The sequence below is a fragment of the Paenibacillus sp. 01T442 genome, from assembly GCF_056398345.1.
This window is the reverse complement of sequence record NZ_JBFTPF010000013.1, coordinates 44,442-64,383: the sequence shown is the minus strand read 5'-3', so window position 1 is coordinate 64,383 and position 19,942 is coordinate 44,442. Positions and strand designations below refer to the sequence as shown.

The 19,942-nt window shown below is 42.7% G+C and carries 16 protein-coding genes; 1 reads left to right on the top strand and 15 read right to left on the bottom strand.

Features of this window, described 5'->3' with window-relative positions:
- Positions 1 to 24: 24 nt before the first annotated feature.
- The 7 genes from AC1DLM_RS13295 to AC1DLM_RS13265 all read right to left on the bottom strand — a co-directional run bounded on the left by AC1DLM_RS13295 (position 25) and on the right by AC1DLM_RS13265 (position 8,841).
- Positions 25 to 960, bottom strand: coding sequence for a fumarylacetoacetate hydrolase family protein (locus tag AC1DLM_RS13295; protein WP_477570215.1), 936 nt, complete (start codon positions 958 to 960; stop codon positions 25 to 27).
- Positions 961 to 1,004: 44 nt separating this feature from the next.
- The gene (locus AC1DLM_RS13290) at positions 1,005 to 2,198 is read right to left on the bottom strand and encodes an acyl-CoA dehydrogenase family protein (RefSeq protein ID WP_441990657.1); all 1,194 of its coding nucleotides are present in this window, start codon (positions 2,196 to 2,198) and stop codon (positions 1,005 to 1,007) included.
- Positions 2,199 to 2,227: 29 nt separating this feature from the next.
- Positions 2,228 to 3,724: an FAD-dependent tricarballylate dehydrogenase TcuA gene (gene tcuA, locus AC1DLM_RS13285; protein ID WP_477570267.1), complete on the bottom strand. Its 1,497-nt coding sequence runs from the start codon at positions 3,722 to 3,724 to the stop codon at positions 2,228 to 2,230.
- Between the two features lie 26 nt (positions 3,725 to 3,750).
- Positions 3,751 to 4,704 (bottom strand): VOC family protein, encoded by a 954-nt coding sequence (locus AC1DLM_RS13280; RefSeq protein ID WP_477570214.1) that lies wholly within the window; start codon positions 4,702 to 4,704, stop codon positions 3,751 to 3,753.
- A gap of 25 nt (positions 4,705 to 4,729) precedes the next feature.
- A complete protein-coding gene (locus tag AC1DLM_RS13275; RefSeq protein WP_477570213.1) occupies positions 4,730 to 5,569 on the bottom strand; it encodes an alpha/beta fold hydrolase in 840 nt (279 codons plus the stop codon).
- Positions 5,570 to 5,691: 122 nt separating this feature from the next.
- Entirely contained in the window at positions 5,692 to 7,512 is a 1,821-nt protein-coding gene (locus tag AC1DLM_RS13270) for a V4R domain-containing protein (protein ID WP_477570212.1), read from the bottom strand.
- 141 nt (positions 7,513 to 7,653) lie between these two features.
- The gene (locus tag AC1DLM_RS13265; protein WP_441990654.1) at positions 7,654 to 8,841 is read right to left on the bottom strand and encodes an MFS transporter; all 1,188 of its coding nucleotides are present in this window, start codon (positions 8,839 to 8,841) and stop codon (positions 7,654 to 7,656) included.
- Between the two features lie 536 nt (positions 8,842 to 9,377).
- Between AC1DLM_RS13265 and AC1DLM_RS13260 the strand changes: the two genes are divergently transcribed.
- Positions 9,378 to 9,989: a TetR/AcrR family transcriptional regulator gene (locus tag AC1DLM_RS13260; RefSeq protein ID WP_441990733.1), complete on the top strand. Its 612-nt coding sequence runs from the start codon at positions 9,378 to 9,380 to the stop codon at positions 9,987 to 9,989.
- A 209-nt stretch (positions 9,990 to 10,198) separates the two neighbouring features.
- On the opposite strand, the gene AC1DLM_RS13255 is transcribed toward AC1DLM_RS13260, so the two are convergent.
- The 8 genes from AC1DLM_RS13255 to AC1DLM_RS13220 form a co-directional block, all read right to left on the bottom strand.
- A complete protein-coding gene (locus AC1DLM_RS13255) occupies positions 10,199 to 11,182 on the bottom strand; it encodes an ABC transporter ATP-binding protein (protein ID WP_477570211.1) in 984 nt (327 codons plus the stop codon).
- Positions 11,163 to 12,182, bottom strand: coding sequence for an ABC transporter ATP-binding protein (locus AC1DLM_RS13250; protein ID WP_441990652.1), 1,020 nt, complete (start codon positions 12,180 to 12,182; stop codon positions 11,163 to 11,165). Before AC1DLM_RS13250 ends, AC1DLM_RS13255 begins: the two co-directional genes overlap by 20 nt.
- A 59-nt stretch (positions 12,183 to 12,241) precedes the next feature.
- Complete coding sequence (locus tag AC1DLM_RS13245; protein ID WP_441990651.1) at positions 12,242 to 13,153, bottom strand: ABC transporter permease; 912 nt, start codon at positions 13,151 to 13,153, stop codon at positions 12,242 to 12,244.
- 14 nt (positions 13,154 to 13,167) lie between these two features.
- A complete protein-coding gene (locus AC1DLM_RS13240) occupies positions 13,168 to 14,118 on the bottom strand; it encodes an ABC transporter permease (protein WP_477570210.1) in 951 nt (316 codons plus the stop codon).
- A gap of 102 nt (positions 14,119 to 14,220) precedes the next feature.
- A complete protein-coding gene (locus AC1DLM_RS13235) occupies positions 14,221 to 15,777 on the bottom strand; it encodes an ABC transporter substrate-binding protein (RefSeq protein WP_477570209.1) in 1,557 nt (518 codons plus the stop codon).
- A gap of 192 nt (positions 15,778 to 15,969) precedes the next feature.
- Complete coding sequence (locus AC1DLM_RS13230; protein WP_477570266.1) at positions 15,970 to 17,202, bottom strand: amidohydrolase; 1,233 nt, start codon at positions 17,200 to 17,202, stop codon at positions 15,970 to 15,972.
- Positions 17,203 to 17,396: 194 nt separating this feature from the next.
- Positions 17,397 to 18,527, bottom strand: a complete 1,131-nt coding sequence (gene ald / locus AC1DLM_RS13225; RefSeq protein WP_477570208.1) for an alanine dehydrogenase — start codon at positions 18,525 to 18,527, stop codon at positions 17,397 to 17,399.
- A 30-nt stretch (positions 18,528 to 18,557) separates the two neighbouring features.
- The gene (locus AC1DLM_RS13220) at positions 18,558 to 19,919 is read right to left on the bottom strand and encodes an amino acid permease (protein WP_477570207.1); all 1,362 of its coding nucleotides are present in this window, start codon (positions 19,917 to 19,919) and stop codon (positions 18,558 to 18,560) included.
- Between the last annotated feature and the right edge of the window lie 23 nt (positions 19,920 to 19,942).

Genomic DNA, 19,942 nt, shown 5'->3' with positions numbered 1-19,942 from the left:
GCTGCATCCATTCTTGGTTTGCACTTATACTCTGTCTGCCTCAACAATCCGAGTCTCGATAGCGCCGATGCCGCTGATTTCAACCTTTACGACATCGCCGTCTTTAAGGTACAAACCTTTGGAATCACCCACACCTCCCGGCGTCCCCGTGCAGACGATATCCCCCGGCTCCAGCGTCATGATGTTCGATAGAAATTCAACAAGATAGTTTACGTTAAACACAAGCTGATTCGTGTTCGATCTTTGTCTCAGCTCGCCGTTTACGGATAAAGAAATGTTCAACACATGCGGGTCCGGAATTTCATCCTTCAGCACTAGACAAGGACCTATAGKAAGACTCTTATCAAGTGTTTTCCCTTGCAGCCACTGAATCGTCCGATTTTGTAAGTCTCTCGCTGTAATATCATTGACAACCGTATATCCCGCCACGTAGTCCAACGCATCAGCCTGAGAAATATGTTTGCATTTCTTACCAATAACGAAGGCAAACTCCGCTTCGTAATCAAGCTTTTGCGTCAGCTTGGAGGATAACGGGAACTCATCATATGGTGCGGCAATTGCCGTGCTGAATTTATTGAAAATAACGGGAAATTCGGGATATCCCAAGTTCATTTCTTGGATATGATCCTTATAATTTAACCCGACACAGATGATCTTGTTCGGACGAAGTACCGGCGCTCCAAGCGTGATATCGCTCATTCGAACCTTTGCTGCCGATCCGCTGCCGGTTAAAGCATATTGAAGCGCTTCTTTTGCGGCATGAAGCGTAAGATCACCGCCTTCAAGAAAGGCCGTAGTGTCTGTCGGAAGCAGTGCGCCGGCAATCACCTCTGCTCTTAACTGGCCTTGCGCTTTCAACTTCTCGATATACGCTTGCTGCGGATCTACAATGGTTTGATCGTCTGCCAAAATACCAATTCGATAAGGTTGATTATTCAAGGAATAAGTGACAAGTTTCAATGTAAACTCTCCTATCGCGTATGAGATTTGTGCTTCGGCAGTATCTAATACCTTAGAGCATTAGATTCCAGTCCGCTCAGAACCCGACCGTAATTCTCTTTGGTAATGTTAGGTGAGAGCGATCTGTGTGAATACAATGTCCAAAAATCACGGAATATTCGTTGAAGAGGGTTTCCTTCATACACAAAACCTGATCCGCTGGCAAGCATCAGAAGATCAAGAGCTTCTTTGCACATCTGATTGGCATATCCGATATCGGCCAACGCCCTTACTCTTGTAGGTTTATCCATGTATGTTCCACGCTGCGCCCAATCATCAAGATCATCGGCAACCCGGTAATAGTGCATGGAAGCTGAATCAATTTTCAATGAAGCTTCAGCTATCATTAGGTGCGTACTAGCCGCATCGCGTACATATTCTACACCGATATGAGCAGCTTTTCGGCCTGGCAGTTTATCCTGAAAAAATTCCAATGCGGCCTTTACCAATCCTAAGCCCGGCAACCCCAAAGACAGAATTAAAGAAGGGAAAAGCGCCGTATTGTATAAGGGCACGTCACGAAGGTGTTGGGATGCAAAATTTCCATTTAATGCTTGGGAAAACGAGACGACCCGATGATCCGGAATAAAAACGTTATTCATTTTAACACTGTTGCTCCCTGTCCCTCTTAGCCCCATCGTATGCCAATCATCCATGATCTCCATCTGATTAAATGGCACCGTCATCAAGCATTGATCGATTAACTTCCCCTTTTCATCCATAACAGGCATACCAAAGTAACCCCAACTAGCATGAAGAGAGCCCGAGCAAAACATCCAGAACCCCTCCTCAATCATGTATCCCCCTTCTACACGTTTGGCGATGCACTTCCTTGGCTCATAAACCCCTGCAAAAACGACATCTTCGTTTTCCCCGAAAATTTCTTGATGGGTTTTTTCAGAAAATGACTCCGCTACCATAAGCTCTCGAATCGCACAAAGTGCTACGATCCACCCCGTTGAACCGCACCCTTGGGAAATCTCGACAATACAATCCGTATAGGTTCTCATGTTGCTTTGAAATCCTCCGTACATGTGAGGACGAAGAATCTTGAATAGACCTGCTTCCTTTAACTCTTCGATTGTCGCTTCCGGTATTCGCCGAATATTATCCGTTTCCGCTCCCCGCTCACGCAATCTTGGAATGAAAGAGCGGGCTTTATCAACAAGCATCGTGTCTATCTCTGCAACTCTAGCCATTAGTATCATCTCTCCCTGAGTAGGATATTTTATAATTCGAATGATTTCATGCCAGAACTAGCAATAAAGCTAGCAGCATTTTCACCTGCTATTTTTCCAAAAACAGAACCAGCCATTAAACCGGTACCACCTGGATAGTTAAAGTAGAATAATCCCCCTACCATTTCACCCGCTGCATAAAGTCCTGGAATGGATTTCGATAAAACATCTTGAACTTCCGTATTAGCGTTAACTCGCAAGCCGCCGAATGTAAAGGTAATGCTGCATGTGACTGCATAGGCTTCAAATGGACCTTCATCCAACGTATTCGCCCAATTTGATTTATCCACACTGAGCCCCTCGGTACAACGGCCGTCTTTCATGTTGGGATTAAATGGGATGTCTTGACGGATAGCCGCATTGTATTCCTTCACCATGTTTAGAAAGGCTGCGGAATCAACACCCTCAAGCTTTTTGGCTAATTCCTCAAGGCTATTCGCTTGTACTTTCGTAGCCTGCTTAAGGCGATATTCATCACGTAATAAATGCGTTACCTTTCGATCGAAAATTTGCCATGCGAATTGTCCTGGTTGTTCAAGGATCACCCTGCCATATTTTGCGTACGTGTAATTACGGAAATCTGCCCCTTCATCAACGAAACGCTTCCCTTCCGCGTTGACCATAATCCCGAAGGGATAGCTGAGCTTCTGGGAGCCTTCGCCATATTCAGGCGCATAGCGATCCCCACCCACTGCGTGAGCGCCTGACCAGTTTCCGTAAGACATCGCGCCAATCCTTAAAGCCATTTGAATACCGTCTCCCGTGTTAAATCGGCTCCCTCTTGCTTTGGCCAAGTCCCACTTGGGACCTAAGTAGCGTGTTCTCATTTCTGCGTTTGCATGAAAGCCACCGGAAGCCAAGATAACTGCTTTGGCATGAATTTCGGTCGTTTTCCCTTTATGCTTGAAAATGACGCCACGTACACCCTCATCATCATGAATGAGCTCTGTTGCCATCGCATCGAATAAAACTTGAACACCTAAACGCGAGGCTTCTTCATGCAGCGCCCCCACTAAACCCGGTCCGCCGCCTACGGATTCAACGATCATTCCGCCCCAGAATTTGAATTTCCCGTCAACCTTAAAGGCTTGACGACCATAAATAGGCACAAACCTTACCTTATGGGATTTCATCCAAAGCATCGTTTCAAAGCTTTGACTTGTCAGAAGCGAAGCTAATTCCGGATCCGTCCGATATTCCGTGACATTGCACATGTCCTTAAAAAAGGCTTCCTCACTATACTCGCCAAAGTCTGTATTCTCGATTTCTTCCGGAGTAAGATCAGGGATAATTTGTTTCAGATCTTCTACACCGTTATAGACAAACCGAATGGATCCATGGGTAAATGTGCTGTTTCCGCCTTTTTCAGCTTCAGGCGCTTTCTCAAGCACAATGACATTGGCTCCGTTTTCCCTAGCAGAAATAGCGGCACACATGGCAGCATTTCCTGCTCCTATGACAACTACATCCGTTTCATATTTCCGCATCTCATTCACAATATCCCCTTCTCTGCTTAAGCTTCGATTGTGGATTTATTCAATTCCTTATCGCTCACAGTTTCACCCCAATAGGTGTTGCCGATCGCGTGATCCTCTTCCGCCCACTCCACAGGCTCCCAATCCGGTTCAAAAATCAAATAAGATCCACTGAATAATTCAACTCTGCATCCGCTGCCTGGGTCTTTCACGTATAGATAGATCGCTTGCGATACGCCGTGCTTGCCAGGTCCAACGAACTTTATGCCTTCTTCGCTCAAAATATCTGCCGCCCGCAGCATATCCTGCGCATTGTCCAGCCAATAAGAAATGTGGTGAAGCTGGTTAGGTGTTTTGGCCTGCGGCCTGGAAATAACGGCGATATCGTGTACTAAAGACGTCACACTCATCCACCCGGCCACGATCGATTTTCTATCGTATTTCACATATTCACGTAGCTTAAAGCCTAATTGCTGACCCAAATAATCGATAATATCGCCAACATCCATCGAGGTGGCAATATTGACATGGTCAAACCTTCTTGGGGATATGCCGCGACTCCAAGCCTTATAGGTTTGGTTTTTCAGTACGGAACGTCTGCCTTCTTCTGCTTTTGGTTTTTCAATATCGTAGTAAATTTCAAATGAATGCTGACTTGGGAGCTTAAAACGAATCGCACGTCCTTGACCTGCCTCTACACCTGCATCAATCCACTTGACTTCTGTTCCCGCTTTTTCAAGCAACTCCGCAAACCCTTCAACATCTTCAGGACGCTTCGTTCTCCAAGCGATGTGGTMAACGTAACCCCGATCGCCGGCTGTTAATGAAAGGGAGTGATGCTCCCACTCTCCCCATGCCCGCAAATAAATCGTCCCATTTTTTTCTTCTGTTACTTCCAAACCGATGACATCGCGGAAAAACCAGAGTGATTTATCAAGGTCAGGTGTAACGAGTGCAACGTGTCCTAATTTTGCTATTTCTGGTAATTTCATCTATTTATACTCCTTGAATCGTATTTTATATTTCGCTGGCAAAAAAAAGCTGAATTAAATGATTGAAGCTATCACGATTCTCGATTTGCGTCCAATGTCCGCATTTCGCATATACATGCATTTGTGCGTTTGGTAGATGTGAAAGAAAATAATAGCTGGATTCCACCGAGCAAACCTTGTCATCACGACCATGTACGAGTAAAACAGGCTGTTTTATTCGAGCAAGTGCCGTTTCAGGCACAGGCACAGCAGCAGTCGAGAAAATAGAATCATTGGAAAGACGTATTTCAGGTCGCATCGCCGTTTCGTATCTTTTTTCAGCGAGGATGTCGATCTCCGGCGCCAGCAGTTCCGCATCATACACAAACCAACTCATAATTTGCCGCAGTTTCTTGGGTGATGGATTTTCATAAAATCCCTTTGCGCGAGCTAGCTCCGGACTTAGCTTTGTATTCGGCGTCCCGCCAGGACCCATCAGGACTACACGATCAAAGCGTTCGGGATATTCTAATAATAATTCCAGAGCAATTGAGCAGCCTAACGAGTTCCCTACTAAGTGCGCCTTCTGAATACCCAGCTCATCCAGAAGCTCAATCAATTGATTCACCCAGTGAGTCATCCAGCCTTGTCTGTTTTTGGGGAGTATATCTGGGTGACCACTTTCTCCAAAGCCCAAAAGATCGGGAGCAATACAGTCATACGTTTCGCTGCAAGCATCTAACGCATACCGCCAGTTGGCCCAAGCGAAAACCCCTGGTCCGGATCCATGTAGAAACAAAATCGTTTCTGCATTACCCTCGCCTGCACGATTCACATACGTTTCAAAGTTACTGGTTTTTATTAATGCTTGACTCAGGTTCTTCATTGATAAACGCCCCTCTCTTGAAAGCCCTTTCTTATCTCTATTTTAGAAAATCCACTTTGCTCTTTCTAGAGAAAAAACCATCTGAATTCTTGTGAATTTCAGATGGTTTTTATTGTTTTTTGCTATATTTTAAACTCACCCAAAGCTAACAAAGAATCCAAAATCAATAAAAGCTGATAGCTCTGGGATGAATCCCGCAGCTCCTTATTCAGTAATTTTTCGATTTTGTTAATCCGATACATGAGACCACTCATCGACAGTGAAAGATCCTCCATCGTTTTTTGCAGTTTCCCGCCATTTGATAAAAATATGTACAATGTTTTTATCAATTCATTCATCTTGGCATCCTCTGATTTATATAAAGGCCCTAATTCCTGTTTCGCGATTTTTTGAATTCCGCTCACATTTTTTGAATTAATTAACACGCCTACGATTCCCAAATCTTTAAAATGAATAATTTTCTTCTCAACCGACATTCGCAATGAAATAAAAGACTCTTCCAAAGATTCCATGACATTTTCGATAGCATTCGATTGATCGCTAATGCCAATTTTATACCGATAACTTGGATTCGCATTTTCCATGTGTTTCAGAATCCGATCCATATTAGGAACTAAATGGATCGTTGAAGGAATGAACATAACTATACGGCTCTCATACTGTCCGATTAGTGCTTTATAGCCTTGAATATCCAAATACTTCACAATGGTCTCTGAAACTTGCTCAAAGTGATCATTATTGTGGGGAGCTGTCCCCTTTTCACAATAATCTATAGCTGCAATATAAAAGGGAGATTCAAAATCAAAGCCCATATAACGTCCACGATTTATAATTTCTTCCTTTGAAGAATATTGCTTTTTTAGAATTTGTTCTAAAAAATATCCCTTCATCTTTTCCAGTGCTTCAAAACTGGTTTTTTCATTTAAAAGGTACAAAGATGCTGCACTGGCTACCCTTTCAATAAACATGGAATCATTCTCAGCAATTTTCACAACACCTTCCAAATAATGAAATGTACAATATCCGATTATTTTTTTCTGTACAATGATGGGAGTAATAAGTCGTTCATGCCGAGACGTTTGTAATTCCGTCGTTTCATGAAATGAAGGCAACAGATTATTATGACTATATTTTTGAATTAAAATTTCTTTCAAGTTCTTATTTAAAGTGACATATTCCTCTTTATTTAGTCCTGAATAAGCAATTTTCTGAAAACTTAGGTCCTCAAAGGATACGGGAATTCGCAATAATTCAAATGTGGCATCGGCAATATCCTGCAAATTACTTCCATTTGAAACACTTTCAATTAACTTTTTATGAAACATCGATACCTTTTCAATATAATTCCTMTGTTCTAGCAACTGCTCATATGTATACTCAAGTTCTTCAATAATATTCATTTCATGATAGTCGTTCAGCTCAGCTTGAATAATATTTCCCCATTCTACCTTCACTTCAAATTGGCACTCGCTGTCACCCATTCCAATGCAGCTGGTTTCTTTGACAACTACATTTTGTTTGCAAATGGTTGACATGTAACCGCTCGCGTAGCCAGTTAACGTATGACATACCGGAGAATCGGATTTGCCATGATATTGAAGATGCTCTATGGCTTCAAATGAATCAATCCATTTCCCTCTTCCATTCAGCGATTTAATATTTTTCGGATCTTTCATTTCAATAAACCGCTCGGATTGAATGTCTCTGAAATGTCCCGTACTTAAATGGAGAATAGAAGCCTGCTTGATGAGAAATTCTATGGAGGAACTTATTTTCATAGCCTCTTCCGCATCGCTGACACGTAAGCTCCAGCCATAGCGAAGAAGAAAGCCTTTCGCTCTCTTGTTTCCGAGATTCTCAATTAATGCTTTGCGAAGAAGTCCAACAGCACCAGGGGTTGTTGAAATTTTCTTATTGAATAGATACATTTCCATTTGTTTCATCTTCCTCCTATGCTGCAGCTTATTCRCTTCTCATTGTTAGCTGTAACCTTCTCTTATCCAACATACACCTCTTCTGTTTCATCGGGGTTTTTGAAAAACACACAACAGAAGAGGTGTCCATTCAGATCCGTGTAACGCGTCTTACTGTCCTACTGAAACCGCAATATCCTTTTTTGTTCTCATAACAATAAGCGCCCAAATTACACACAACAGAAGAAGTCCTACTGCACTTATGGCCAATGGAAACCTGCCGATTTCTTGGTTGAATATGTTTTGTATAAGTTGATAAGCAAAAGGTCCTAGGATTCCCCCTAATCCTTGACCGACAACGACTAACCCCATGCCAGCCGAAACTGCGCCAGCAGGAGCAGTCTCCGATATTTTAGCGAATACCCCTGTGAGACCTAGCCCCATTCCAAATCCACCGATAATGCTTCCAACAAAAATTGTGCTCAAGCTTACACCTAAGTAACAAATCAACATTCCTACTCCTGTCACTAAAATAGCAACAGGCATGTTGTACATTGGGAGTGCACGTTTTATTTTTCCAAATAAAAATCCTGAGATCATCGTTCCAAAAGTAAATACAGATATTGCCAATCCAGCTTCGGTAGCACTGCCTAACTGATCGTTCTCTATGACAACAGATATGTTGGTCACATATCCATAAATCAACGCAGAAAATATGACTTGTGCCAAACAAATCCAATATACGACAGCCGGTAGTTTAGCCGGAGCAGCTGATGCAGAAGGCACTTGTTTCTTTTCAGGTTCAGGCAGCCAAAGGGCTGTTACAATGAGTATCCAAATGGGGAACATGTACGTCAGGAAACCGTAGTGCCAACCATAAGCATCCGCCAAGATTCCGCCAACTAGTTGAAAGAATATGGCTCCAATACATGAAATCGTTGCATTTCCTAATCCCATCAAGAAATCTCTTTCTTTTCCTTCGAAGAAGTCCATAACAAGATCCATTGACAGCGGTAAGGTTAGGCCGACTCCAAGTCCTAGAATACCTCTCATCATAATAATTAACGGGAGACTGTCCATAAAAGTAGGAAGTACTCCGCCGGCTATGAATAAGATCAATCCGATCATCAAAAGCGTTTTCTTTTTTATGAATTTGCACAGTTTTCCATAAAAGAGTGCTGTAAAAATGGACAAAAAACCTGGAAATGTAGCGACTAACATCACTATGGTGGGATTGAATTGAGGAAACGCATTAATAATATCTGCCATTATGGCACCTGCTACTCCTGCAGCTACATCTTGGAATGCAATAATGACAACACAAAACTTGAGCATTGTATTACTGATTTGACGAGTCATGATTATTTGTCCTCCTTATGATTAGGAAAAATCCATCTCTTGTCTTCCTTTTACAGCCATGCTCCTAAGAATTCGTGGTGAGATTCCATAAACAGGTATTTCGTGCCGTCTTCTCTAATAGAATACCTCCCTTTAGCTTTGAGTTTGCATCTTGCTCTTAGTGTACGAATTCCCTAACTAAAATTTTAGATAACCATAAAATAACCAATAAAATATAATGCAAACGCTTTCATAACCTAACTATTATTTTAGTTTACTCCATTTTTGTTGTCAATACATTTTTATTCGTAGCTCCCACTGAAAAAATGCGCAAAAAAACCGCTAAGAGAATACCTCTTCGCGGTTTGAAGACACAGGAACGCCTGTAAGTATTTTATTGATAAAAATGTTAAWATATAGATAATAGACTTCTTGTGTTTGCATGATAGATTTGGAAAAATAACAATCAGTTTTGTAGCTTTTTATATCACCTCATGCAATAATAAAATCATAAAAAGGATGATCTTTTAAAGGAAAGAAAGGAAATAAAAATGGATATGCCAAGTGATCATATGACTACAAGAAAGCTGCGCTCCCTTCAAACGAGAGAGAAATTGTTGGCTGCTGGCCGTGATATATTTATCGAATATGGGTTTCAAAAAACTACCATTTCCCAAATCATCAAAAAGGCAAATACAGGATACGGAACAGCTTATGTACATTTTAAAGGGAAGGATGAAATTTTGGTCCAACTAATGGAAGAAGTGATGGGCCGATTTTATGAGATAGCTGAACTGCCTTTTAGGCCAGAATCAAAACAAGAGGCTTATCAAATGATTGAACAGCAAGCTGGTCTGTTTCTGGAAATGGCCAATGAGGAACGGCCCATGATGCAGGTAATCGAAGAAGCCATTCGGTTATCAGAGGATGTTAACCGGAAATGGAAAGAAATCCGGGAACGCTTTATTAAGCAAATAGCACAGGATATAGCTTACTCTCAAAAAAACGGTCTGGCACGGACAGATGTAGATAATTATCTTGTAGCTAGAGGATGGTTTTTTGCCAACGAGATGTATCTTTGGGAAATCGTAAAGAATGAGTTTGGTTTTACAGTCCATCAAATTGCCCATAATCTTACAGCTATATATACGGGTGGGCTTTATCAGTAAAATCTCCATCCACGGGTTAAATGAACAATTAAACTCGAGGGGATGACCAACCTGTCCCCTCAAGGTGCCTCTATTATGGGCTTCCGCCGTTAATCGCTTCATATCCAATATTTGACCGCTGCGGTACAGAACGGTTTCAGCTGAAATCATTTACAGCCTGACATCCGCACGCCTCGGGGATTTCCTGCGATTCTCCACTATCATATATATTAATATAAATGGCAAGAAACAAAATGATTTCGGGACGTTTCTTTCTCTAAGGGAATTTCCTTCCTACAGATATCCAGTACAAACGGACATCTGGTATGAAAAATACATCCTGAAGGAGGATTTAACGGTGAAGGAATTTCTCCTTTTAGAATAATTCGTTCCTTTTTCACGTTTGGATTGGGAATGGGGACCGCCGATAACAATGCTTGGGTATACGGATGAAGCGGTGAGGAAAATAAACTGTCGGTCTGTGCTTGTTCCACCATTTGCCCCAAGTACATGACACCAATTCGGTCTGAAATATGGCGTACAACGCTTAGGTCATGGGCAACAAACAGATATGTAAGCTTCAATTCGTCTTGCAATTGCTGAAATAAATTAATAATTTGCGACTGAATGGATACGTCAAGAGCAGATACAGGTTCATCGCAGATCACCAACTTCGGGTTAACCACCAGTGCTCTTGCCAGACCTATTCGTTGTCTTTGTCCACCGGAAAATTCATGTGGATACCGATAATAATGATCGGGCTGAAGTCCCACTTTATGAAGGATCTCCATCACCCGGTCCGTTCGTTCTTTTCTCAAGCAAATTTGGTGGATAGTCAAAGGTTCTTCTAAGATCGAGCCAACTCTTTTTCTTGGATTTAAGGAAGAATAGGGATCCTGAAACACCATTTGCATCTCTTGCCTGATATTTCGCAGTTCCTTGCCAGATAAATGAAAAATATTTTTATTTTGATAGATCACTTCCCCGGTTGTGGGCTCCGTCAATCTTAATATCGTTCGTCCTAGGGTACTTTTTCCGCACCCGGATTCACCAACTAAGCCAAAGGTTTCCCCTTCATACAATTGAAAGGATACGTTATTTACTGCCTTGACTTCCCCTGTAGACTGACCCAATGCTCCTTTTACAGGAAAGTATTTTTTTAATCCTTTGACCTCGAGCATCGGGTCGATTTGTTCAGTCAATTTTTTTAACATCGTACCGATCCTCCAGTTGGGCTATCTTTAAATAATGCCAACACCTGACTTGTTGATTGCTTTGATGTTGGGTTAATTCAGGCATTTCTTCTCTGCAGAGCACGTCTGCATAAGGGCACCGGGAAGCAAATCGGCATCCCTTAGGAACGTTGTACAAGGATGGCACCATCCCCTCAATAACATGCAGTTTTTGTGAGCGGTCGCCATCTAATTGTGGAACTGACTTCATTAACCCCTGGGTATACGGATGAAGCGGATGAGCGAAAAGACTTTTCACATCCGATTCCTCGACGATTTGCCCCAGATACATGACCGCCACACGACTGCAAATTTCTGCTACCACGCCTAAGTCATGGGTGATTAAAATGATCCCCATATCCAGTTTTTTGTTTAACTCCATCATTAAATCCAAGATCTGGGATTGGATGGTGACATCCAATGCAGTCGTAGGTTCGTCCGCAATTAATAATTTTGGCTGACAAGCGAGTGCCATCGCGATCATGACACGTTGCCTCATTCCGCCGGACAACTCGTGAGGATATTCGTTCACTCTCTTTTCAGGTGCCGGTATCCCGGTCAGTCTTAACATCTCAACAGCCTTATCGTACGCTTCCTTCTTTGATACCTTCTGGTGAAGCATGATGGATTCAGCAATTTGATAACCAATCGTGAACACCGGATTGAGCGAACTCAATGGATCTTGAAATATCATCGAGATGTCGTTGCCTCTGACGTTTTGCATCTCCGAGGTGGATATCCGCAATAGATTTTTTCCTTTGAAGTTGATTTCCCCTTCGTATTTAACCGTTTGTTTTTCTTCAAACAACCGTAGAATGGACTGGGACGTGACACTTTTCCCGCATCCGGATTCACCAACCAGCCCTAAAATTTCACCTTCCTCAACATGTAAGGTAATCCCGTCTACTGCGGTTACTTGTCCTTTTTCCGTATAAAAATGAGTCCTGAGTTCTTTAACTTCCAAAAGGTGCTGTTTTGCCATAAAGTTCCCCCTTGATACTTCTATAATATTTTTAAAGGGTTATCCTTATACGTTCCCAATTATTTTTTTGCTTGATTCGTGTGAGGATCCAATAAGTCGCGTAACCCGTCCCCAAACAGATTTAATCCAAGTACAGACAATATAATCGTAATACCTGGAAACAGCGTCAACCACCAAGCATTAAAGATGACCATTTTCCCATCGGAGAGAATATTGCCCCAACTTGGTGCCGGTGCCGGAACCCCTGCTCCTAAAAAGCTGAGAGCCGCTTCAATGATAATGGCATCGGCAAAAATAAACGTGGCTTGCACGATTAACGGGGATAACGTATTTGGTGCAATATGTAGCCAGATGATTCGCCAAGAAGGCGCTCCCAATGCCTTCATCGCTTCAATATAAGTCTGTTCTCTCACTACTAAAGCGGCTGACCGCACAGCACGAGCGATATGTGGCGTAAAAACGATACTTAGCGCAAGCACGACATTTTCCGTCTTAGCCCCAAAAGCGGCCATCAGGGCTATAGCTAACAAGATGCCAGGAATCGCCATTAATCCGTCACAGATTCTCATCAACACACTGTCTAGCGATCGGTAATAACTTGCATACAATCCAATCATCATTCCCAACAGAGAGGCAAGAAAGGCAACGAAAAAGCCAACTCCCATTGATACCTGTGCTCCATAAGCAATTCTACCCAACAAATCCCGACCGAAATTATCCGTTCCCAGCAGATGTGCCAAACTGGGAGCCTGCAGACGATTGGTAACTTCCATCGCATACGGACCTTTTGGAGCAATGAGAGGGGCAAAAAAAACAAGAATAACTAAAAGTATCATAATGATACTCCCAATCAGTACTGATTTATTGGAGAAAAAGCGGCGGATCAACAAATTCCGCTGCTGTTTTTTCAGGTCTCTCTTAATTCTAAGCAGCTTTGTATTCCCATCGAGGCTTCGTTGAATTGCTCCCATAACCACTCCCCCTTCTATTTTCGGTTTAATCTTACTCTCGGATCGATAACTCCGTATAACAAGTCTATGGCCAAGTTAATAAACATGTAAGAAAAGGTAACGAATAACACCGTTCCTTGGATCACGGAATAATCGCGTCGCAAAACCGAATTGATAATCAGTTGACCGATTCCCGGGATATTAAAAATCGTTTCAATCACGGCAGCGCCTGCAATCAACCCCCCGAATGTTTGGCCAATGACGGTCAGTATCGGAAGAAAAGCATTTCGCAACGCATGTTTATAAACGACATGGCGTTCCTTTACACCTTTTGACCGGGCTGTTTTAATAAAAGCAGAATTTAGTACCTCTAACATCGAAGACCTGGTCATGCGGGCAATTAATGCTGACTTCATCGTTCCTAATGCAAACGCAGGCATGATCAGATATTGCAGATGTGTCCACAATCCCCTGCTTAACGGTTGGTAACCGGCCACCGGCAGCCATTTCAAATAAACGGAGAATAGTAACATTAAGAATAAACTAAGCAAAAAACTCGGAATGGAAATCCCCAATAACGAGAGTCCCATGAATATTTGATCCGCTGCTGAACCTCTCTTTCTTGCTGCCAGGATCCCCATAGGAATGCCAATCATGATAGCTAAAATCTCTGCCAAAACGGCAAGGGAAATGGTTGGTCCCAAGTGATCAAATATAGCTTTCGTTACCGGTTCTTTCAGAAAGAAAGATAACCCTAAATTCCCTTGAAAGACACCGCCGATCCATTTAAAATACTGTTGGTATAAAGGAAGATTAAAGCCGAGCGACTGACGTAGTTCATCAATTTGCCGCTTGCTCGCATCTTGCCCCAGCATAACGGAAACCGGATCGCCGGGTGTTAAATGGATGATTAAAAACACGATAATCGATACGATAAATAATACAGGGATAAGAGAGAGTAAGCGCTTTAGTATATAAAATTCCAAAAAAACAACCCCTCCTTTTCGATGAAGCATTTCTCGGTGTTAGTGAATTCTCCACCCTTGCTCCTAAGAGCAACAGGTGGAGAAGGTAAAGTACGGTATAGGTTATTTTAAAACTTTCGTATTCCAAAAAATCATTCCGTCAAAAGGTTTATACCCTTGTACCTTATCAGTAGTAGCATCAAAGAAAGCAAAGTTGGCCAACTTAACACCTGGCAGGTAATCCCAGATATATCCATGCAATTCATCCCATAACTTTTTCATTTCTGCTGGGGAAGCGGCTGCATTGATGGCTTGAAGCGAAGAGGCGATTTTGGGATCATCTGTCCATCCGTAATTTTGGGGTTGAAGAATTCCCAGTTCACCAGGAGTCGCTCTGAAAAGATCACTTACAACCAACATGTCCCATTTCGTTGGATCTTCCCGTTTTGTTGAGTATGAAGCAAAATCACTAACATCAAGTTTCACCTTCATTCCAACCTGTTCCAGCTGCTCCTTAATTACTACTGCTGCATTGTATACATACGGGTAATCTTGAGTTGTCGCGAGTCTGATCTCTTGACCATTATACCCGGCTTCTTGCAAAAAGCGTTTTGCTTTTTCCGGATCCTTCTGGTTATACTCTTGCTTTCCTGCCTCCGTAACCCAGAAATCATGAGGCATATACTGATAATTGAGCTTGTAGAGTTCTTTATTTGAGAAAGCAGCCATTAATATTTTATCCGCATCCAGCGCAGCATTAACTGCCTTTCTCTCTTTAACATCAGTGAATACACCCTGTTTTTTATTAAAATAAATAGAAAGGGCTACATTGGTTTCAGTGATCACTTTCACATTAGAGGTTCCCTTTAACCGTTCATAACTGTCATGCGGCAGGGCCGCAGCGATGTCGTATTGTCCAGTTTGAAGCCCCGTCTCACGTGTAGAAGCATTCGTCACAATGTCAAAATATAAATCGCCCACCAAAGCTTCTTTTTTACCAGCCAACCCGTCAGCAGGAGCATTCACGGCCTTATACTCATTGTATTTAGTCAGATGAATATATTGATCCTTTTTCCACTCTACAAATTTAAAAGGTCCAGTACCGATAATCTCCGACACACCTGTCTCTTTTGCCGCTTCAATGACTTCTTTAGGCATAACCGCCGCAAATTGTGTCTGAGTTGCCAGTATCGTCAGGGCCGCTGCTGAGGGGGCTTTCAGTTGTAATAGAACGGTATCGTTACCTTTAGCTGCGAACGAAATTTCGCCTAAAGTTTTTGCTGTTCCGGATTTCTGTTTCCAGCGGTCCATGGAGGCCACTACATCTTCCGCTGTCATCTCTTTGCCGTTATGAAATTTTATTCCTTTTCTCAAATGAAATGTATACGTTTTTCCATCTTCACTCTTTTCGAAGGATTCAGCCAACATCGGTTCCGGTTGATATTTGGAATTTAAAGTCATAAGGGACTCAAAAATATGTCTGCCTGCATATTTCGTTGCTGCTGCTGTGGTCATGAGCGGATCCATCGTAGGCGGTTGCGCATTGAATGCTACTCTTAACTCGCCGCCGCTTTTGGAGTCACCAGCTTGTGGGTTGCTTTCTTTGGCATTGCTACAGCCTGCTATGGCTAACACTAACGCGATAATCGTGATTAGTTTCCCGATCTTATTAACCTTCATTTAATGAAACCTCCTCAATTTGCATAAACTTGCCAATTGACAGACATACATTAATAGGGTGTTCCGTTGCGCTGATGTCTCTGACTATTAAAAAGAAGCGTCTGCCTACTTTTTCAAAAAATGAGATCGCTTTTATCTGAACGTAGTAATGACCACACCATGTGCCAATATCAAGTCAATCTTACACTCTCCCTATGAGTCTAGTGAGCCTGAAACCAGTTGTCCTTTATACATCACCGCGCGACGTTTTGCTCTTCGCGCCACCGTCTCCGCAGTACAGCTTGCTTCTACAAACACCACGTTAGCCTCATCCCCAACCTGCGGCCATACTCGCGTGCCCGTTGAATCTAATGTCGTCTTCCCATCAGTGATATACCGGATGGACTGGGAAAGAGGATACTCACTATTCCAGCGATTGACTTGCGCCAAACGGCACAAACGCTCCAAAATATCCCCGTTCCCGAAAGGACTCCAGCTATCAAAAACGTTGTCATGCCCTACCGCTACAGTCACTCCTTTTTCCTCTAGAAGGGGGACGGGAGGAAGAGTCCACGGGCCTATATGGACAGCTGTGATGATGGTGATCCCAGCAGCGGCAAGCATGGCAGCTGCTTCCTCCGCTTCCCTCTGTGTAACACCGCCAAGTCCAAACGCGTGACTGATTGCCACTTTTCCCTGCCAACCTGCTTCCACTGTAAGGGCCGCCAGTCGCTTCATCGTAAATAATCCAAGATGACCGGGATCATGCAAATGCAGATCAATTCCTGCACCAGCCTCGACTGCCAACTCCATCATTTGCTGAAGGGAAGCTTCGATATCTCCATCAATATTTGCTGGATCTACACCACCGACTATGCTTGCACCATTTCGCAGTGCTTCCCGCATTAATGATTGTGATCCTGAGCGAAGCAAACCATGCTGCGGAAAAGCAACAATCTCATAGCTAAGCTTTCCTTCAAAGGAAGATAAGGCTGACTTTACTCCTTCCAAGTGTTTCAATCCAATCTCAGGATAGATATCAACATGAGTGCGAATATGAGTGGACCCAGCCTTAAGTATGGTCTCAATGAGATTCTTTGCCCTTTCCTCTGTCGTAGTCGGCAAGGTAGGAAAGAGTTTTTTATCAAGCTCGAATCTCTCAAACAAATTTTTGACCGGTACAGGAGCACGCCAAGGTTCGCCTAACAGGGTTTTATCCAAATGGCAATGCTTTTCGACAAAAGAAGGCAACAGAAGCAGTTTCCCAGCATCTTTCGTTGATATTCCGCCACTCTGCAGTTCTTCTTTTGCCGAAGCAATCTTACTGATTTTCCCATGTTCAATAAGCAAGTGAACCAATTCGGTTTCTGTTCCCACTACCTCGCCATTCTCATATGTATAACCACTCTCCAATCGAACATTCTTAAGCCAATATACAGCCTCCAAATTCCCCATCCCCATTCTTCCTCCTGTTAAATAAATAATGACTACATATTTCGGTAATTCTATATGTAAGCCCTTTCATTTAAAAGTATATTACGAATATGACATCATGTCAATGACATGATGTCTGTTAAATTGAATCATCCTTAAAAGTAAAAATACCACGACTAATTAGCCGTGGTACCTTGAACGATTACCTATAACTCAACCATTTCCCCAAAAGCATCTTCTACTTTTACATAATCGTAACCAAGATCTTTGGCAACCGCTTCAAATGTAATTTCACCATTTGCTGTGTTTACGCCAAGTCTTAAAGCTTCGTTTTCGGAGATTGCTTTATTTACACCTTTGTTTGCGATCTGTAATGCATACGGCAGAGTGACATTCGTTAAAGCGATGGTAGAAGTCCTCGGAACTGCACCAGGCATGTTGGCTACAGCGTAATGAACGACGCCATGCTTGACATAGGTCGGATTGTCATGTGTTGTGATGTGATCGATCGTCTCAACGATTCCACCTTGGTCGATAGCAACATCAACGATAACAGAACCAGGCTTCATCGTCTTTACAATTTCTTCCGATACCAGTTTTGGTGCTTTTGCACCAGGAATCAATACCGCGCCAATTAAAAGATCAGCTTCAGCGACTGACTGTGCGATATTGAAGGGGCTCGACATCAATGTTGTAATTTGATTGCCAAATATATCATCCAATTGACGCAGCCGATCAGCGCTTAAGTCGATGATTGTTACATCAGCACCGATTCCAATTGCCAATTTTGCTGCGTGCGTACCTACGACACCGCCGCCAATAATGGTCACTTTCCCACGGTTCACACCAGGGACGCCTGCAAGGAGAATACCTTTACCCCCATTTGATTTTTGTAAAAATTGCGCACCGATTTGTGTGGCCATCCGACCAGCTACCTCACTCATTGGCGTAAGCAATGGCAAAGTGCGGTTCACCGAAACAGTTTCATAGGCAATTGCAAGAACTCCTTTTTCTTTAAGTGCCTGAGCCAAAGCCGGTTCAGTGGCTAGATGTAGGTAAGTGAATAAAATCAAGCCTTTACGAAAATAGTTATACTCACTCGGAAGCGGCTCTTTCACTTTCATAATCATATCTGATTTTTCCCATAACTCTGCCGAATTATCAATAATTTCCGCACCGGTATTGATGTAATCTTCATTCGTAAAACCGCTGCCTGTACCAGCGTTATTCTCAACTAATACTTTATGCCCAGCACTTACGAATGAAACGACTCCAGCTGGCGTTAAAGCGACACGGTTTTCGTTATTCTTAATCTCCTTAGGGATACCAATTATCATAAAAAGCCCTCTCCTTCTGTTTTCATAAAATTATTTTACATGTTGCTTTTTTTTCATAACCAAATACGCAATTGATAAAAATAGAAGCCAAGGAATACCGAATTGAAGCATGATTTTGAAATCGGTAAACCATGCTGTGATCATTAAACTCAATAAGAGAAGTCCCCCCAATATCGTCAAATATGGAAAACCCATCATTCTTACCGGCAATTTGCGTCCTCCCCGTTTGTCCCATTTCTTACGGAAAAATAAATGGGAGAGGAAGATGATTAACCAGGTAAAAAGTGAACCAAACATCGATATCCCCATCATAAATGCGTAGGAAGATCCAGGCAGCAGCGCATTTACAACAGCTGCAAAAATAATTCCAGTTGAGGAAACGATAAGTGCAGTTGTTGGAACCCCTTTTTTAGACAGCTTCCCCATTACGGCAGGCGCAAACTTTTCTTGCGATAGTGAAAACAACGTTCTTGAGGAAGCATACAGCATCCCGTTCATGGAAGATAACGCGGCTGTTAACACGATAAAATTCATGATGCCAGAAGCGCCAGGTATATTTAAGATTTCCATGACTCTAACAAATGGGCTTTTTTCAATTCCTGCCGATTGCCATGGAACAATCATCAACATGATCGCCAAAGTTACCACATAGAAAGCAGACAATCGGAAAACAGTTGACCTTAAGGCTTTCGGTACAGCTACATCCGGCTCTTTGGCTTCACCTGCAGTAACCGCGACCAATTCAGTACCTATGAAGCTAAAAAGAGAAATAAAGACGGCAATCCACATTCCTTTAAAACCAAATGGCAGGAAACCTTTATGATCTACCAGGTTATGAGCGCCCACATTTTCATAGCTGGAAGTCCCAAATAGAACGTACGCACCAAGAAGGATAAATCCAACAATTGCACTAACCTTGATCATGGAAAACCAATACTCAAATGATGCAAATGCATTAACACTGGTAGCGTTTACATATATGAGCACTGCGGTAAATATAATGATCCAAGTGATACCTGGGACTCCCGGATACCAGTATTTCATATAGACTGCAATTGCACTTATTTCAACCCCGATCGCAAGAACCTGAGCAATCCAATAAGAGTACCGAACAAGAAAGCCTACCATGGGATGTAGATAGAGATCCGCAATCGTTCCAAAAGATCCTGAAGTTGGATGGGCAACCGTCATTTCTGCCAAACAACCCATTAATAATAAAACGATAAACGCACCTATGGTATAGCTCAGCAATACACTTGGTCCTGCAGTGCCAATGGCTAGTCCGCTTCCAAGGAATAACCCCGTCCCAATGGCCATCCCCATTGCGATCATCGAGAGCCGACTTGAAGATAACTCCCGTTTTAATCCCTCGCCGCTATTTTTAATTTCCATTTATTTCATCCCCTTCTTTAACC

What these genes read in the sequence shown, in the direction of transcription:
- AC1DLM_RS13290 (WP_441990657.1), bottom strand. Translation starts at nt 2,198, where the DNA reads ATGGCTAGAGTTGCAGAGATAGACACGATGCTTGTTGATAAAGCCCGC.
- tcuA (WP_477570267.1), bottom strand. Translation starts at nt 3,724, where the DNA reads ATGCGGAAATATGAAACGGATGTAGTTGTCATAGGAGCAGGAAATGCT.
- AC1DLM_RS13275 (WP_477570213.1), bottom strand. Translation starts at nt 5,569, where the DNA reads ATGAAGAACCTGAGTCAAGCATTAATAAAAACCAGTAACTTTGAAACG.
- AC1DLM_RS13265 (WP_441990654.1), bottom strand. Translation starts at nt 8,841, where the DNA reads ATGACTCGTCAAATCAGTAATACAATGCTCAAGTTTTGTGTTGTCATT.
- AC1DLM_RS13260 (WP_441990733.1), top strand. Translation starts at nt 9,378, where the DNA reads ATGCCAAGTGATCATATGACTACAAGAAAGCTGCGCTCCCTTCAAACG.
- AC1DLM_RS13255 (WP_477570211.1), bottom strand. Translation starts at nt 11,182, where the DNA reads ATGTTAAAAAAATTGACTGAACAAATCGACCCGATGCTCGAGGTCAAA.
- AC1DLM_RS13250 (WP_441990652.1), bottom strand. Translation starts at nt 12,182, where the DNA reads ATGGCAAAACAGCACCTTTTGGAAGTTAAAGAACTCAGGACTCATTTT.
- AC1DLM_RS13245 (WP_441990651.1), bottom strand. Translation starts at nt 13,153, where the DNA reads ATGGGAGCAATTCAACGAAGCCTCGATGGGAATACAAAGCTGCTTAGA.
- AC1DLM_RS13235 (WP_477570209.1), bottom strand. Translation starts at nt 15,777, where the DNA reads ATGAAGGTTAATAAGATCGGGAAACTAATCACGATTATCGCGTTAGTG.
- ald (WP_477570208.1), bottom strand. Translation starts at nt 18,527, where the DNA reads ATGATAATTGGTATCCCTAAGGAGATTAAGAATAACGAAAACCGTGTC.
- AC1DLM_RS13220 (WP_477570207.1), bottom strand. Translation starts at nt 19,919, where the DNA reads ATGGAAATTAAAAATAGCGGCGAGGGATTAAAACGGGAGTTATCTTCA.